This is a genomic window from Lysobacter daejeonensis GH1-9 (assembly GCF_000768355.1).
Classification (GTDB): domain Bacteria; phylum Pseudomonadota; class Gammaproteobacteria; order Xanthomonadales; family Xanthomonadaceae; genus Aerolutibacter; species Aerolutibacter daejeonensis.
The window spans coordinates 26,885-41,740 of sequence record NZ_AVPU01000023.1 but is presented as its reverse complement, the minus strand read 5'-3'; the positions used below and the strand labels follow the sequence as shown (position 1 = coordinate 41,740).

13 protein-coding genes are annotated in these 14,856 nt (G+C 71.0%); 3 read left to right on the top strand and 10 right to left on the bottom strand.

Going from position 1 to position 14,856, the window contains the following annotated elements:
- The 5 genes from N800_RS12030 to N800_RS12010 all read right to left on the bottom strand — a co-directional run.
- Positions 1–697: SPOR domain-containing protein (locus N800_RS12030; protein ID WP_036138880.1), on the bottom strand; the 697-nt coding region annotated here is incomplete at its 3' end.
- Positions 698–724: 27 nt separating this feature from the next.
- Positions 725–1,471: a type III pantothenate kinase gene (locus tag N800_RS12025; protein WP_036138878.1), complete on the bottom strand. Its 747-nt coding sequence runs from the start codon at positions 1,469–1,471 to the stop codon at positions 725–727.
- Positions 1,472–1,481: 10 nt separating this feature from the next.
- Positions 1,482–2,471 carry a bifunctional biotin--[acetyl-CoA-carboxylase] ligase/biotin operon repressor BirA gene (gene birA, locus N800_RS12020; RefSeq protein WP_036138875.1) on the bottom strand — a complete coding sequence of 330 codons (990 nt, stop codon included), beginning with the start codon at positions 2,469–2,471 and terminating at the stop codon, positions 1,482–1,484.
- Positions 2,471–3,133: a glycerol-3-phosphate 1-O-acyltransferase PlsY gene (gene plsY / locus N800_RS12015; protein WP_036138873.1), complete on the bottom strand. Its 663-nt coding sequence runs from the start codon at positions 3,131–3,133 to the stop codon at positions 2,471–2,473. Before plsY ends, birA begins: the two co-directional genes overlap by 1 nt.
- A gap of 35 nt (positions 3,134–3,168) precedes the next feature.
- Complete coding sequence (locus N800_RS12010) at positions 3,169–5,007, bottom strand: DegV family protein (protein WP_198032541.1); 1,839 nt, start codon at positions 5,005–5,007, stop codon at positions 3,169–3,171.
- A 133-nt stretch (positions 5,008–5,140) separates the two neighbouring features.
- On the opposite strand from N800_RS12010, the gene N800_RS12005 reads away from it, so the two are divergent.
- Both N800_RS12005 and N800_RS12000 read left to right on the top strand, forming a co-directional pair.
- Positions 5,141–5,389, top strand: a complete 249-nt coding sequence (locus N800_RS12005) for a hypothetical protein (RefSeq protein WP_156962985.1) — start codon at positions 5,141–5,143, stop codon at positions 5,387–5,389.
- A 42-nt stretch (positions 5,390–5,431) separates the two neighbouring features.
- Entirely contained in the window at positions 5,432–6,181 is a 750-nt protein-coding gene (locus N800_RS12000; protein ID WP_036138866.1) for a M90 family metallopeptidase, read from the top strand.
- A 249-nt stretch (positions 6,182–6,430) separates the two neighbouring features.
- Here the strand turns inward: N800_RS12000 and N800_RS11995 are convergent, their stop codons facing one another.
- From N800_RS11995 to dusA, 5 genes are all read right to left on the bottom strand, one after another.
- Complete coding sequence (locus N800_RS11995; RefSeq protein ID WP_036138863.1) at positions 6,431–7,825, bottom strand: ATP-binding protein; 1,395 nt, start codon at positions 7,823–7,825, stop codon at positions 6,431–6,433.
- A 74-nt stretch (positions 7,826–7,899) separates the two neighbouring features.
- A complete protein-coding gene (locus N800_RS11990) occupies positions 7,900–8,583 on the bottom strand; it encodes a response regulator transcription factor (protein ID WP_036138860.1) in 684 nt (227 codons plus the stop codon).
- A 79-nt stretch (positions 8,584–8,662) separates the two neighbouring features.
- Complete coding sequence (locus tag N800_RS11985; RefSeq protein ID WP_036138858.1) at positions 8,663–9,049, bottom strand: PepSY domain-containing protein; 387 nt, start codon at positions 9,047–9,049, stop codon at positions 8,663–8,665.
- A gap of 169 nt (positions 9,050–9,218) precedes the next feature.
- The gene (locus tag N800_RS11980; protein WP_036138856.1) at positions 9,219–10,157 is read right to left on the bottom strand and encodes an arginine deiminase-related protein; all 939 of its coding nucleotides are present in this window, start codon (positions 10,155–10,157) and stop codon (positions 9,219–9,221) included.
- A 50-nt stretch (positions 10,158–10,207) separates the two neighbouring features.
- Positions 10,208–11,218 carry a tRNA dihydrouridine(20/20a) synthase DusA gene (gene dusA / locus N800_RS11975; RefSeq protein WP_036138852.1) on the bottom strand — a complete coding sequence of 337 codons (1,011 nt, stop codon included), beginning with the start codon at positions 11,216–11,218 and terminating at the stop codon, positions 10,208–10,210.
- Between the two features lie 147 nt (positions 11,219–11,365).
- Here dusA and N800_RS15425 point away from each other — a divergent pair, with 147 nt between their 5' ends.
- Complete coding sequence (locus N800_RS15425; RefSeq protein WP_052108204.1) at positions 11,366–14,812, top strand: galactose oxidase-like domain-containing protein; 3,447 nt, start codon at positions 11,366–11,368, stop codon at positions 14,810–14,812.
- The last annotated feature ends 44 nt before the right edge of the window (positions 14,813–14,856 follow it).

The window sequence follows — 14,856 nt, the reverse complement described above, 5'->3', positions numbered from 1 at the left end:
CGACCCACGCCGAGCCGGTGCCGGCCCCCAGTTGCTCGGCGCGCACGGCAAAGCCGGCGGCGTTGAGCGCCTCGGCATGGCGGCGCGCGGCGGCCTCGCTGCCGAAGCGGCCAAGGGCCACCGAGTTGGCCTCCGCGCCCTCGCGCACGATGAAGTAGTCGCGAAATCCGGCGGCCAAGATCCGCCCCGCCGCGGCGGTGGCTTCCTCAGCATTGGCCAACGGCGGCAGGTATACGCGCCAGCCGCGGCCTGAACGGAGCGGGATCCGGCGCACGACGAGCGCCTCGGTCAGCGGCTTGAGCGTGGCCTGGGCCGCGACGAGGGTGTCTTCGCTGTCGAAGGGGCCATAGCTGTAACAGCGCGGCGTATCGCCCGACGGCGCCGGTGTATTGGCAACCGTCACGGGGGATGTGCGCTCAGGAGTGCCAACGGGAGCGTCGCCGGCCGGCGCAACTGCCGCCGGGGCGGCCGTTGCCGACGGCACGGGCGTGGCAGCCACCGCACCGGCGGTCACCGCGCGCGGCGCCGCAGGCCTAGTCGTCACGTCGGCGTCGCGTTCGCGCACCAGTTGCAGACGCGCAACGTTGGGTGGCAGGTCCACCGCGCGCTCCGGCGACGTTGGCGGGGACCAGAACCACCACGCCGCGACGCCCAGGTTCAGCACCAGCAGGAGGACGATGAGGGCACGGATCAACATGCGGCGATTGTATGCGGCGGGGGTACGTCAGGCGTCGACGGCCGTCTCGCTCCGCGCCCACACCGCCAGTCCACGCAGCACCAGGTCGGGCGCTGGCCGCGCCTGCGGCCAGTGCGGCAACAGCGCCGCCGCGCCGCCGCCATGCACGCGCAACTGCGGTGTGTGACCCACAAGTGTCGTGGCATCGCGCAGGCTCTGCTCCACCAGCGCGATGGCCGCGCCTTCGCAGCCCGAGGCCAACGCATCGTCGGTATCGCAGGCGAACGCGGTGTAGTGGCCGCCCTGCAACGGCAGGTGCGGAGCGCGGCCGTGCAAGGCCTCGCGCATGAGCGTGGGCGAGGGCGCGATGCGACCGCCGTGGTGCGTGCCCGTGGCGTCGAGCAGGTCGATGGTGATGGCCGTGCCCACACCCACCAGCAAGGCCGCGCCTTCGCCTTCGGCGTGCATGGCCAGCAAGCCGAGGAAGCGGTCCACGCCCAGTCGCCGCGGCTCGGCGTAGGCGATGCGCACGCCGGCAAGCGCGTGCTGGGTGCGCGCCAACGTGGTCCGCGTGCAGTGCCGGCCCAGCACCTGCAGCACGCGCACGGTCAGTGCGGGCGGCGCCACGCTGGCCAGGTGGGCCACGTCGAACTGTGACGGCAACGCCTGGGCCAATCGCGCCTCGAAGTCCGCATCGGCATGGGGCACCGCCAGCACCGGCCCGGGACGCCCGTCGGCCTGCAACGGGGCGCATTTGAGCCGGGTATTGCCGAGGTCGAACAGCCACACGCTCATGCTCGCATCCTCATGGCGCCACCACGCGGCGCACGCTCACTTCACCCGAATGCACGCGCGTCTCAAGCCCATCGGACAGGCGCACGCGCAACGCGCCGTCATCGGCCAGGCCGAGGGCGATGGCCTCCCGGGTGCCGCCGGGGGCGATCAAGGTCACCGGTTGCCCGGCCAGCACATCGAGTGCCGCATAGCGCGGCAGGAACGGCGCCAGCCCTTCGGCATCGAACTGGTCAAGCGCGGGCACCAGGCGGTCCAGGACGGTGGCGGCCACGGCATTGCGATCGACGGCGCCCAACAACGTGGCGAGGTCGCACCATGGCTGGTCGATCAACACGGCCTGCGCGGCGGGCATGCGCACGTTGATGCCGAGGCCAAGCACGGCACGCGCAGGCCCGGCATGCTCGCCGCCACCCTCCACCAGCAGTCCTCCCAGCTTGCGCAGCCCGTCGTCCGCAACGACGACCAGGTCGTTCGGCCACTTCAACCGCACCGCTTTGGCGCCCATCGCGTGCAGCGCCTCGACGGTGGCGATGCCGGCGACCAGGCTCAGTCCGCCCAGCCGCCCCAGCCCGCCGGCAAAACCGCGCGCCAGTGACAGGTAGACATGGGCCCCCAGCGGCGAGGTCCACATCCGCCCGCGCCGGCCACGGCCGCCGGTCTGGCGCTCGGCCAGCAGGGCCAAGGCGAGGCCGTCGTCGGGCACGTCGCGGGCCAGCAACCGGGTGTTGGTCGAGTCCACCGACCACGCCACTTCCAGCGCGGCCAGGCGTGCCCGCGTGGCCGGCGACAGATCCGCTTCGATGGCGTCGGCGGCGAGCAACTGCATCGGCGCGGCCAACACGTAACCGCGCCCGGGCTTGGCCTCGATCGGGACGCCCGCCTCGCGCAGCGCCTCGATCCGCTTCCACACCGCCGCGCGGGTCAACCCGGCGTGGCGCGCCAGCGCATCGCCCGTCGCGGGGCCGGCGATGAGTTGCTCCAGCAGCACGCGGTCGTCCATCAGCCGCCCCGGCGCAGGCGGTGCAGCAGCCTCGCCTGCGCGAACCGCAACTCGGTACCCGCCGCCAGCCGCTGCAGGTTGGCGCGGTGGGTGAACACGAGCAGCGCGGCGGCTGCGACGGCGAACGCCAGGCGCGGCGCTTCCGCCCCGCCCCACCAGGCCAGCAGCGGCAGCACCAGCACCGCCAACACGGTGGCGAGGCCGACGTAGCCGGTGAGGACCACAACCAGCAGCCAGCTCGGCACGATGGCGGCCAACGCCCACGGCCACAACACGAGCAAAGCACCCACCAGCGTGGCCGCGCCCTTGCCGCCGCGGAACCCGTGCCACGCCGGCCACACATGGCCCAGCACAGCGGCGAACGCTGCCAGGTAGCCGTGGGTCGGCACGGCCAACGGCACCGCCACCGGCGCGAAACGGATACCCAGCCACGCCGCCAACGCGCCCTTGCCAATGTCCACCAGCACCACGCCCAGCGCGAACTTCGCGCCCTGGGTGCGGAAGGCATTGGTGCCACCGGCATTGCCGCTGCCCTGCGTGCGGATGTCGACGCCGCGCAGCCGACCCAGCAGCAGGCTGCCGGACAACGAACCCAGCAGGTAGGCCGCGAGCACGACCAGCGCGGACGTGGCGGGCGAGGGAAACAAATCGGCGAAGGACATGGGTGGATTATGCGGGAGCGCGCCGCGGAATCCGGTCAGGGCGCCGGCTGCACCGACACCACCAGCGCCCCGCGGCCGGCATGCGCGCCAATCGCCGGTCCGGTTTCCACCAGATGCGCCTCGACCACGTCGGCGCGTTCGCGCAGGGCCTGCAGCAGGCGCGCACCATCGTCGGCCGCGTCGCAGTGTCCGACGATGGCACGCCAGCGGGTTCCTGCCGGCAGACGCCGGGCCACGTACCGCGCGAAGGCCTCCGGCGCGCCTTGGCGGGCCAGCAGTCCCCCGGCCACCTTCAAGCGGCCGTCGTCGCGGAAGCGCGCCACGGGGGTCAAGCCGGTGAGGCGCACCACGGGTTCGGCCCACGTCGGGATGCGGCCGCCCCGCACCGCGTGGCGGATGTCGCGCGCCATCGCCCAAGTCAGGGTCTGCGGACGCAGGCGCTCCAGCTCGGCGACGATGTCGGCCACCGCACCGCCCGCCGCGGCCAGTTCCGCCGCGCGCCAGGCCAGCAGGCCTTGCCCGCCAGCGGCGTTGACGCTGTCCAACACGTGCACGCGGCCTTCGCCGACACGCGTGGCCGCCTGCTCGGCCGACTGCAGCGTGCCGGAGACTGCACGAGACAGCCCCACGTACAGCACCGCTTCGTGATGGGCCAACAGGAACTCGAACGGTCGCCGGAAGTCGCCCGGCGGTGGCTGGCTGGTGCGCGGCACATCACGCGCTACGGCCATGCGCCGGTAGAAATCGGCGGTGGCCAGCCCGACCTTGTCGAGGTAGTCGCGGCCGTCGACGCTGACCCGTACCGGTACCAGGTGGATGTCGTAGCGCTCGGCCAGCGCTTCGGGCAGATCCGCCGCGCTGTCGGTGATCACCGCCACCCGTCGGGCCGTGTCGCTGCTGTGCTGCTGCCGCAGCATGTCGTCGGCCTTCATCGCCTCGACCTGGCCGAAGGCCGCGCAGGCGTCGAAAAGCGCCTGCGGACGCCCCACGTGCGCATGCACCCGCATGCGCGCCGCGCCGCCGGCCAGCACCAGCGAATCGGCACCGATGGCTTCCAGTGCACCGCGCAGGGCGTCGCGGTCGATGACCGTGCCGAGCACCAGGCACTCGCCGCACCAGCGGCGCGCCGGGTCCACCGCATCGTGCGCGGGATGCGCGTCGCCGCAGCCGGCGTGCGCTTCCTCGTGCGCGGCCTCGGTCAGCGCGCGCGCGGCGCGTGGGCCGCCTTCCAGGTAATCGGACATGCCTTCGAGCAGGTCGACAAAGCCCTTGGCGCCGGCATCCACCACGCCGGCCTTCTGCAGTGCCGCCATCTGCCGAGGCGTGTCGGCCAGGGCCTGCCGTGCGCGAGCCAATGCGGCCGCGAAGCCACCGCGAGGAGCCAGCTGCGCGTCTCGGCGTACCGCCTCTTCCAGCGCTTCGGCGAAGGCGCCGATCACGCTGAGGATGGTGCCTTCCACCGGATGCGCGAGCGCCGCGCGGGCGCTGTCAGCACCGCGCCGGGCCGCTGCCGCCAACCCCACCGCGTCCATCGCCGCCCACCCTCGTGCCTGCTCGGCCGCGCCGAAGAAGAACTGCGCGAGGATCGCCCCGGAGTTGCCGCGCGCACCGTCGATGGCATCGTTGCCGATGCGCTGCAGCAATTCGCCCACGTGGCGGCTGCGGCGGCGCAGCGCGCCATTCAGCAGGCTGCCCAGCGTCTGCGCCAGGTTGTTGCCGGTGTCGCCGTCGGCCACCGGGAACACGTTGATGCGGTTGAGCTGGTCGCGGTCGGCAATGACCCGGCGGGCCCCGGCAATCAGGGCGCGGCGCAATGCGGGGGCGGTGAGGAGTTCGGTTTCGGACGGCCGTACGGCCAAGGATGGTGCGGGCATGGTGCGAAGTGTGCGGCAGGCGCGCGCCTGAACCATGTCGCGCCGCAGCAATTGCAGGCGCACCGACGCCCCGGCGGATTTCACGCTATAGTCGGCCGGCTACCCCCTCCTCCCGCCGGCCGAGGCCGACCGCATGCTCCGTACCAGCTTGCTAATGCTGCTTGTCCTGGCCAGCGCAACGGTCGCCGCGCGCGACGTCAAGCATGCGGATGCCAACGGCGCCTGCAGCAGCCAGGACGACGAGCGCACGCCCCAGACCGAGGCACAGCGCTACCCGTCGACGACCAAGCCGGCCAAGCCGCGCCCCAGCGTGCACGGCGATGCCCCCACGCGGATGCAGTCGCCGCGTTGGCACAGTTTCCTGCCGGGCATGTTCCGCTGACGGAGCAACCGGCGGTTCCGGCATTCGCAACCCCTTAGCCTCGTGATCGGTTTCCTGCGCCGCCTCCGCGGCGGCCCCGCGCCCATCCCCGACGACCTGTGGCAGGCCACTGCCGACGCCCTGCCGTGGGTGCACGCCCTGCCCGTCGCCCGTCAGGCCTCACTTGCCACGCTGGCAGCGCGCTTCCTGCACGAAAAGACCATCACCCCGGTCGATGGCCTGACGCTGGACGAACGCCAGCGCTGCATGCTCGCGGCGCTGTGCTGCCTGCCGCTGCTGGAATTCGGCGCGGAGGGCCTGCATGGCTGGTCGCAGCTGATCGTGTACCCCGACGCCTTCCGCGTGAATCGCAGCCATGTCGATGCCGCCGGGGTGATGCACGAATGGGACGACGAACTGATCGGCGAAGCCTGGGACGCCGGCCCGGTGATCCTGTCGTGGGCCGACATCCTGGCCGACTGCGAAGACCCGCGCGCCGGCTACTGCGTGGCCGTGCACGAGATCGCGCACAAGCTCGACGTTCTCGATGGCGTGCTCGACGGCACGCCTGCCCTGCCCCGCGAATGGCAGCGCGAATGGGCCCGCGATTTCCAGTCCGCCTACGACGCCTTCTGCGTCGAAGTGGACGCCGGCCGCGAAACCGCGATCGATCCGTATGCCGCCGAAGCGCCCGACGAGTTCTTCGCGGTGCTGACCGAATACCACTTCAGCGACCCGGCCACGCTGCGCACCGCGATGCCCGCGGTGGCGGAACATATGACCCGCTTCTACGGCCATCCGCCATTCGCTTGAGCAGCCTGCTGCGAAGGCGACAGGTGCCTTGGGCACCTACAGGGAATTTTGCCGCCAGCGCACGCACGGGCTCCGCAATTGCTGCTGCTCTCCCCTCACCCGGCTAGCCACGCATGTAAAGGAGCGTGGTGGCATGCGTGCTGCGGAAAAGCGGGCCATGGATGGCCCGCGGCGCGACTCGCGGCAGGATGCCGCGACGGAGCGCTGTAGCAGCACGCATGCCGCCACGCTCCGTCCGACAACGTTTACCTACAACCCCGGCGGCAACACCACCTCGAACCGCGCCCCGCCCAACTCCTCGGACCGGCGCACGTCCAACGTGCCGCGATAGCCCTTCACCAGGTCCTGCACGATCGACAGGCCGATGCCATGCCCCTGCACGCGCTCGTCACCGCGCACGCCGCGCTGCAGCACCAGTGCCACCTTGTCTTCCGGGATGCCCGGACCATCGTCGTCCACCGCAATCACCAGGCCCGGGCGTCGACCGGCCGCAGTCTCGCCGACGTGCACGGTCAGCAGCACGCGCGAGCGCGCCCACTTGAACGCGTTCTCCAGCAGGTTGCCCAGCAGCTCCTGCAGGTCGCCCGGCTCGCCGTAGAACTGCACGCCGTCGGCCAGGTCGAACTCGCACAGCACGCCCTTGGCCGTGTACACCTTTTCCAGCCCGCGCACGATCTGTTCGGCATGCGGCTCGATGGCGATGGGCGCGGCGAACAACGCGTGGCCCGAGCGCGCCGCGCGCGACAGCTGGTACGACACCAGGTCGCTCATCCGCCCGACCTGGGTGATCACTTCCTCGCGCAATTCGGCCTCGCTGGCATCGCTGTCCACGCGCGCGCGCAGCACGGCCAGCGGCGTCTTCAGGCTGTGGGCAAGGTCGGCCAGCGTGTTGCGCTGGCGGTCGAGGTTCTCGCGCTCGCTCTCGATGAAGGCGTTGATGCTCTCGGCCAGCGGTTCCAGTTCGCGCGGATGGCGCTCGCTCATGCGCGAGGCGGCACCGCGCTGCACGCGCTTGAGCTCGTGGATCACGCGGCGCAGCGGCAGCAGGCTCCAGCGCAGGATCACCGTCTGCAACAGCAGCAGGATGATCCCGGCGCCACCGAGGTAGCGCCACAACTCCTGGCGGAACACCTCCACCTGGCGGCTGAGCGCGGTGGTGTCCTCGAAGATGTACACGGTGTAGGCGAACTCGGCCGTCTTGCCGCCCTCCAGGCTCCAGATCAGGCCGCGGCCGTAGCGGTAGGCCTCGCCTTTGGCGCCGCTGATCTCGGTGATCGGCAGCGGGCCTTCGAACACTTCCTCCTGCGCCTTGAGCACGCGCCCCTCGGGCAGCAGCGGGCCGATCGAGGACGGCGAATCCCAGTGGCCGTTGGGAAATACCACTTCGGCATACAGGCCACTGCCCGGGCGTTCGAAGCGCGGGTCGGGCAGGTCATACGGCGGGATGAAGGTGCCGTCGCGGGCGAAGTCGCTGTCGGCGAAGGCCAGCGCGTAGCTGCGCATGCGCTCGCGCAGGTTGCCCTTGGCGGTTTCGAGGAAGGCGCGATCCAGTGCGTAGCCGGCCAACGCCAGAAAGGCGACCAGTCCAAGACTGGCCACCAGCACCTGGCGCGCCTGCAGGGATAGCGGTTGCCTCCAGCTCAATCCGTACCCCCAGAACCCCTCATCCCCGACCGGCTTGGCCGTCGCCAATGGTACGGCGCGGCCGGGGGCCGGCGTCAGTCACCCGATCGCGGAATCGCGAATCGGTAGCCGCGGCCGCGCACGGTCTCGATCGGCTTCATGTTGCCGTCCGCGTCCAGCTTCTTGCGCAGGCGGCCGATGAAGACCTCCAGCACGTTGGAGTCGCGGTCGAAGTCCTGCTGGTAGATGTGCTCGGTCAGGTCGGCCTTCGAGACCAGCTCACCGGCGTGCATCATCAGGTACTCGAGCACCTTGTACTCGTAGCTGGTGAGGTCGACGTTGGCGCCGCTGACGGTGACCGTCTGCGCGGCCAGGTCCAGCACCACCGGGCCACATTCCAGCGTCGGCTTGCTCCAGCCCGCCGCGCGGCGCACCAGCGCGTTGATGCGCGCCAGCAGCTCCTCGACGTGGAACGGCTTGACCAGGTAGTCGTCGGCGCCCTGCTTGAGGCCTTCGACCTTGTCCTGCCAGCTGGAGCGGGCGGTGAGGATCAGCACCGGGAACTTCTTGCCCTCGGCGCGCAAGGCCTGGATCAGCTCCATGCCCGACATCTTGGGCAGGCCGAGGTCGATGATGCCGAGGTCGAAGGGCACCTCGCGGCCCATGTACAGGCCTTCCTCGCCATCCTGGGCCGCGTCCACCGCGAAGCCTTCGCGCTTCAGGCGCGCGGCCAGGGTTTCGCGGAGCGGGGCTTCGTCTTCGACCAGCAAAATGCGCATGGGAACTCCTGTTTCCGGCTGTCGGTTGCGGCGGTCCGGCGTGATGTGCCGATCCCTGCCAAAGCGCTACTGTGCGGCGTCAGTCGTCGTCGCCACGTGTACGCGGGTCGGGGCCACGCCCGGGTTGGTCTTCCATGTACACGCGAACGCGACCGCTGGAATCGACGACCTTGACCCGGCTGACGTCGCGGCCATCGTACGGCACGCGCTCGGCGCTGAGCACCTGGCCGCCGGTGCGGCGCTCCACACGGCGCACTGCTTCGGCCAACGCGGCATTGCCCCCGCGGCGGTCATGGTCGCGCTGCGGGCGGCGGTCGTCGTCGCGCTCGGGGCCACGGCCCATGTCCTGCGCCACGGGCACACGCTCGGGCAGCACGCCGCGCAGCTGCGCCATGGCGTCGCCCGCACCCACCAGGGCGGCGAAGGACACGGCGATCGAGGCAAGGCGGACGGCGGGGCGGGTCATGGCACTCCCAGAACCTGTTGGCAGGTGAGGCGAAGGTCCGGATCGACCGGGTTGACGCCATTCTTGGAACGAGGCGGTGAATCCGGTCTGAACTTTTCCTTCACGCGCTGGCCTCCATTCAGGATGACCTGCGTTGGCGCCCGGCGCCAGTCCCCACCGCCCACCAGATTCAGAATATTTCGCCCACGCAGCAGCGCAGCGAGCCGCCGCCTGCCTCGATGGCGTCCAGCTCGACCGTGCCCACCTCGAAGCCGGCAGCCGCCAGCCGGGCGCGGTGCGCCGGGGCCAGGGCGCGGCCGGCGTTGGCGCTCATCCAGACTTTGTCCGGGGTCAGGGCGATGCAGTTGCCGACGAAGGCCGCATGCTCCTCCGGGGTGCATGGCACCGCGTGCGGGGCGTAAAGGGCGGCAATGGCGTCCACCGCCGCGGGGTCGGCGAAGCCCTTGGGGCAGATCACCGCCGCGCGGCCGGCCAGCAACGCCAGCACCACGTTGGTGTGGTACTCGCCTTCGGCCAGGTCGAACAGCAGGGTGGCGCGCAGGCCCAGCGCCTCGTGCATCAGGCGCGCGCCTTCGGCGTCGCAGCGTTCGGACAGGCCGGCGAAGCCCAGGCCGCGGGCGCGGTCGATGACCAGCGCGCCGGTCAGCTCGGCCGGGTGCGGCTGGGTGGAGAGGTCGACCTCGTCATAGCCGATGGTGGCGAAGAAGCCGCGGATGTCGGGGCGATTGGCCTCGCGCTGGCGCACTTCGTGGCGCATGCGGCCGACCACGTAGCGCGGCGCACCGTGCGGCTGGGTGGCGGCATCCGGGCGGCCGGTGGCGAACACGTTGTTGGGGAACAGCGCGTCGGGCGTGTCGGGGTTGCCGGCAAAGCACACCGTGGGCAGCACGCCGGCGAAGGCGCGGTGCAGGTCGCGGTGCTGCGCGGAGGCCCGCGCGGCGTCGAACGCCTCGGCGGCGGCCATGTAGCGGTTGTCCTGCGCGGACTGCTCGGCCAGGGTGAAGCCATCGGGCGCGACCAGGAATGCCGCGCGCGCGGTGGCCGGCCCGAAATCGGGCGCGGTGGCGCGGGCGAAGGCGAGGAAGGCGGCGGGGTCGCGGGTGAGCATGGGCAGTCCTGTGCGTGCCGTGGTGCGAGCTGCAGGTGAGGCGGGGTGTGCTAGGCGTGGGCGAATGACTCGGTGACGGCGATGGCCTGCTCCACCAGCGACCAGTCCGCGCCCGGCTTGTGCGCGCCTTCGCTGAGGATCTGCCGGAACGCACGGCCGCCGCGTTCCCCCGCGAACAAGCCCAGCAGGTGGCGGGTGATGTGCTTGAGGAACACGCCGCGGGCCAGCTGCGCCTCGACATAGGGGCGCAGCGCCCGCAGCAGCTCGGCACGGCTGCGCAGATCGCCGCCGAACCACGCCACGTCCAGCCGATGCAGCAGGTACGGGTCGTGGTACGCCGCGCGGCCGAGCATGGCGCCGTCGGTGTGCTGCAGGTGTTCGGTGGCCTCGTCGGCATCGGCGATGCCGCCGTTGACGATGATCTGCAGGTCGGGCCGCTCGCGCTTGAGCCGGTAGGCCCAGTCGTAGCGCAGCGGTGGCACCTCGCGGTTTTCCTTCGGCGACAGGCCCTGCAGCCAGGCATTGCGCGCGTGCACGATGAACATGGCGCAGCCTGCGTCGGCGATACGGTCGATGAAGGCGCGGAAGCGGTCGTAGTCGTGGTCGTCGTCCACGCCCAGGCGACACTTCACCGTCACCGGGACGTGCCGGTCCAGCGTCGCGCACGCCGCGACCATGGCCGCGACCGACTCGGCCACCAGCTCCGGCTCGCGCATGAGGCAGGCACCGAACCGGCCGGCCTGCACGCGGTCGGACGGGCAACCGCAGTTGAGGTTGATCTCGTCGAAGCCGGTCTCGGCGCCGATGCGCGCGGCCTGCGCCAGCAGTTCCGGTTCGCTGCCGCCCAGTTGCAGCGCGACCGGGTGTTCCACCGGGTCCATTGCCAGCAGGCGCGCGCGGTCACCATGGATCACCGCGTTGGCGTGCACCATCTCGCTGTACAGCCGCGCGTGCGGGGCGATCAGGCGGTGGAACACGCGGCAGTGCGAATCCGTCCAGTCCATCATCGGGGCAACGGACAGGCGCAACTGCGCGGGATCGATGACGGGCAGGTCGGTCATGGGGGCGCCATTGTACGGCGTCGGCGGTTGGGCGCCCCCGCGCGTGTCCGCGACGGCCGGCTTGCGGCGTTGTTCCGTTCAGGGGGGAGGACCCTGCACCACCGGTGTCACCACACCCTGAAGGCCGCGGCGCCGAGGCAGCCCCCGATGAAGCATCCGTCCCTCTCCCCTGTCCAGCGCGGCGCGCTGGTCGCCATGTCGCTGGTCATCGCCGCGCTCGTCGCCGCGTCGGCCGTGAACCCGGCGCAGGACGCGGACCCGCCGCCGCCTGAATTGCGCGAGCGCGACCAGGACCTGGCCATCGCCGCCGCCAGCGGCGACCCGGCGATCCTGGGGGCGGTGCAGACCGCCGCGAATGCCAACCGGGTCCGCGGTGGCGATCCGGCGGCGCTCGCCATGTTCCAGACGGTGCGCCCGTCCGGCGCGCTCACCGCCTTGCCGGCCATCGGCGACCCCGCCCGGGGGACGTTCTCGCCGGTCGCCGACTGGCCGCTGGTCGGCATCCACGCGATCCTGACCCCCGATGGGCGGGTCCTCAGCTATGGCACCACCACCAGCGGCGTGCGCACGGGGTACTACGTCTACGACGTGTGGGACCCGCAACTGGGGCTGGGCGCGGAGTCGCACAACGTGCTGCCCAACGCAACGGCGGTCGACATCTTCTGCAACGCACAGTTGCTGTTGCCCGACGGCACCATCGAGATGTGGGGCGGCGACGTGCTCAACCCGGACAAAGGCGCGGCGTCGCTGCAGCCCAACGACGACAGCACGCGTTTCAATCCGCTCGACAACAGCCTGGTCAGCACGGGCAAGATGTTCCGCAAGCGCTGGTATGCCACGGCGACCACCCTGCCCAGTGGCGAGGTCTACATCCAGGGCGGCACCGGCGGTGAGGACTTCCCGGAGGTGCGCACGGCGACAGGCACATTCCGGCTGCTGACCGGAGCGCCCACCGAGTACCTGGGCGGGTTGTATCCGCGCAACTTCGTCGCGCCCGACGGCAACATCTTCGGCACGCGCTACGAGGAAATGTACCGTGTGGACCCCCACGGCAGCGGCGCGATTACCCGCGTCGGACGCTTCCCGGGCAGCAACATGGGCGCGAGCTCAACCTCGGTGATGTTCCGGCCGGGTCGGATCCTGCAGGTGGGCGGTGGCTACGACCTGGCGATGGCGAGCCCCTTGGCACACGTGATCGACATCCGCCCGGCAACACCGAGCGTGCAGCCGGTGGCCGCGCCACTGCAGCGCCGGCACTGGGCCGACGCCACGGTGCTGGCAGACGGTCGGGTGTTGCTGTCCGGCGGCAGCGTGGCCGACAACGACCCGGCCAATGGCGTGGGTTACACCAGCGAACTTTACGACCCGGACAGCGACAGCTGGTCGGAAGGCGCCACCGCGCAACGCATGCGGCTGTACCACTCCACCGCGTTGCTGCTGCCCGACGCGACCGTGCTGACGTTGGGCGGCGGCGCCACCGGCCCGGAGCTCAACCTCAACGCCGAGGTCTATTACCCGCCCTACCTGTTCAATGCCGATGGCACCCCCGCGGCCCGGCCCATCATCGCCTCGTCCACGATGAGTGCCGATCCCGGTGACACGATCGTGATCAGCACGCCGGACCCGGACGCGATCCGCCGCGTCACCCTGGTCAAGTCGGGCTCCGTCACCCATTCGCTCGACATGGACCAGCGCTTCATCGAACTCCCGTTCGCCGCGTCGAGCGGCGAGTTGCTCGCCACCCTGCCCGCCAACCCGTTCGAGACCCCGCCGGGCTACTACCTGGTGTTCATCATCGACGCACAGGGCGTGCCGTCCGAGGCCGCCATGCTGCGCGTGGCCGCGCGCACGCCAGCGAGGCTCACCGTCACCAAGGCGGTGGTGAACGACGACGGCGGCAACCTGGCGCCGGGCAATTTCCAGTTCTCGATCAACGGCGCCGCGCCGGTGGCGTTCGAGGTCGACGGCAGCAACGTCGTCAACCTGCCGCCGGGCACCTACACGGTCACCGAGCCGGCATCGACCGGCTACACCGCCGCCTACCAGGGCTGCGCCGACATCGTGCTGGCCGCGGGCGGCAGCGCCACCTGCACCATCACCAACAACGACGTCCCCGGCATGGCCGGCCTGCGGCTGACCGCGGGCTCCACCGAGGACGTGTACCTGGCCGGGACAACGGTCACGATGACGGCCCAGGTGCGCCTCAACGGCGCCCCGGTGCCGGGCGCGCGCGTCGACTTCGACGCGCTCAAGCCCAACGGCGTCAACCACGTCTACGGCAACGCCACGACCGATGCCAATGGCAATGCCAGCGCATCGTTCGCGTCCGGCACCGGCCCCAGTTCGATCGGCACCTACCAGCTCACCGCCACGACCACGAGCGGCGGGCTGCAGGCGTCGGGCGCGGCGACCTTCGAGGTGCAGCGACCGCAGGGCGCGCTGATCGTGCGCAAGGTGGTACTGAACGAAAACGGCGGCAACGCGGTGCCGTCGGATTTCAGCTTCTCGGTCAATGGCGGCGCGCCCATCGCGTTCGAGGCCGACGGCAGCAACCTGCTGACCCTGGCTCCCGGCACGTACACCATCACCGAGCCAGCCACACCCGGGTACTCCGCCAGCCTGGCCAACTGCAGCGACATCGCGCTGACCGCCGGCAGCACCGCCACCTGCACCATCACCAACACCGACGTGGACGAACCCGCGCCACCGTCGCTGGCGCTGGTCACCGGCAGCAGCAAGACCTCCTACCTAGCCGGCGAGACAGTGATCCTGACCGCGCAGGTGCGTCTGGACGGCAGTCCCGTGGCCGGCGCGCGCGTCAACTTCGACGCGCTCAAGCCCAACGGCGTCAACCACGTGTATGCCAGTGCCACCACGGACGCCACTGGCAACGCCAGCGCCTCCTTCGTCTCCGGTCGCGGCTCCAGCTCGATCGGCGCCTACCAGCTGACCACCACCGCCACCAGCAACGGACTGACGGCGCAGGCCACCGCGACCTTCACGGTGTCCAGGGACGCGCAACCGGCGACGCTGACCGTCATCAAGGTGGTGGTGAACGACGACGGTGGCACGGCCGCCGCCGCCGACTTCAGCTTTGCGGTGAACGGTGGCGCGCCCATCGCGTTCGAGGCCGACGGCAGCAACGTGCTCAGCGTGCCGGCGGGCACCTATTCGGTCACCGAACCGGAAACGTCCGGCTATGCGGCCACCCTGTCGAACTGCTCGGGGCTGGTGCTGGCATCGGGTGGCAGCGCGACCTGCACCATCACCAATGACGACCTCGCACCGGTGGCGCTGGTGGTGACGGCCGGCACCACCAACCCGGTGTACACGCGCGGCGGCACCGTGACCATGACCGCGCATGTCACCAACAACGGCGTACCGCTGGCGGGGGTGCGGGTCAACTTCGACGCGCTCAAGCCCAACGGCGTGAACCACGTGTACGGCGCGGCGACCACCGACGCGGCCGGCAACGCGAGTGCATCGTTCGTATCCGGCACGGGCCCGAGTTCGATTGGCACCTACCAGCTCACCGCGACCGTGACCCATGCCGGCAGCACGGCCAGCGGCACAACGACGTTCGTGGTGCAGTGAGGGCGGTATGCGCCGTTGCGTCGCGGCCGGCATGGCCGCGGCTG